We start from the raw sequence: 1,150 nt of genomic DNA on the forward strand, positions 1-1,150 counted from the left end.
TCATATGCGCTAGGTTTAGCCCTGGACATAAGGAATCTGGTTGTGATTCAAGCTTTGGATGAAGATTCGTCCTGAGGTTTTGGATCATTGGCCGGAAGTGCGCGAGCGGCTTCCGGCGGGTTTTGACTTGGAAGCAACGGCGCGGTTGCGCGGTGCTTTTACGCGGGTGCGGGAAATCAAGAATGCCGAGACGCTGTTGCGGCTGGCACTTGCCTATGGCGGCCTTGGCATGTCGCTACGCGAGACCTGTGCATGGGCCGAAGCGGGCGGGATCGCCCGTTTGTCAGACCCATCGCTGCTTGAGCGGCTGTGCAAAGCGGCGCCTTGGCTTGGCGACATCGTGGCCGCGCTGATTGCCGAACAGGCCAAAGTGCCGACGGGGCGCTTTGCGGGATATCGCTTGCGTGTGCTCGATGGAACGTCGATTTGCCATCCAGGCGCTGACCGCACGACATGGCGGTTACATGTCGGCTACAACTTGGCAACGGCTCAGGTCGATCAGCTTGAGTTGACCGACATCCATGGTGCCGAGAACCTTCAGCGCCTTACCTACGCACCCGGCGATATCGTGCTGGCCGATCGCTACTATGCAAGACCGCGCGACCTGCGGCCGGTGATCGACGCCGGTGCAGACTTCATCGTGCGGACCGGCTGGAACTCGTTGCGCCTGTTGCAGACGAATGGCGAGCCCTTTGATCTGTTTGCCGCACTCGCCGCTCAGCAAGAGCAGGAAGGCGAGGTGCAGGTTCGTGTCCACGAAGGCATGACGGGGACGCCGCCACCACCGCCGCTGGCCCTGCGCCTCATTGTCCGACGCAAGGATCCGCAACAGGCCCAAGCCGAGCAGGAGCGTCTGCTCAAAGCCGCCCGCAAGCACGGCAAAAAACCCGATCCGCGCAGTCTCGAGGCGGCGAAGTACATTCTGCTGCTGACCTCGCTGCCGGCCACCACCTTCCCGCCGGCCGATATCCTCACCCTCTATCGCTTCCGCTGGCAAATCGAGCTGGCGTTCAAACGGTTCAAGAGCCTGGCCGGCCTCGACAGCTTGCCGGCCAAGAAGCCGGAACTGGCCCGGGCATGGCTCTACGCCAGACTGATCGTCGCCATCATCGCCGAACAGATTGCCGGGCAAGTCCCGGACTCTCCCCCC

Annotated in this window: 1 protein-coding gene; it reads left to right on the forward strand. The window is 62.3% G+C overall.

From position 1 onward, the window contains the following. Positions 1–58: 58 nt before the first annotated feature. Positions 59–1,150, forward strand: a 1,092-nt coding sequence (locus ACM5SV_RS36580) for an IS4 family transposase (protein ID WP_419425529.1), incomplete at its 3' end; no start/stop codon positions are given.

Source organism: Rhizobium sp. CRRU65, assembly GCF_048551595.1.
Taxonomy (GTDB): domain Bacteria; phylum Pseudomonadota; class Alphaproteobacteria; order Rhizobiales; family Rhizobiaceae; genus Rhizobium; species Rhizobium leguminosarum_J.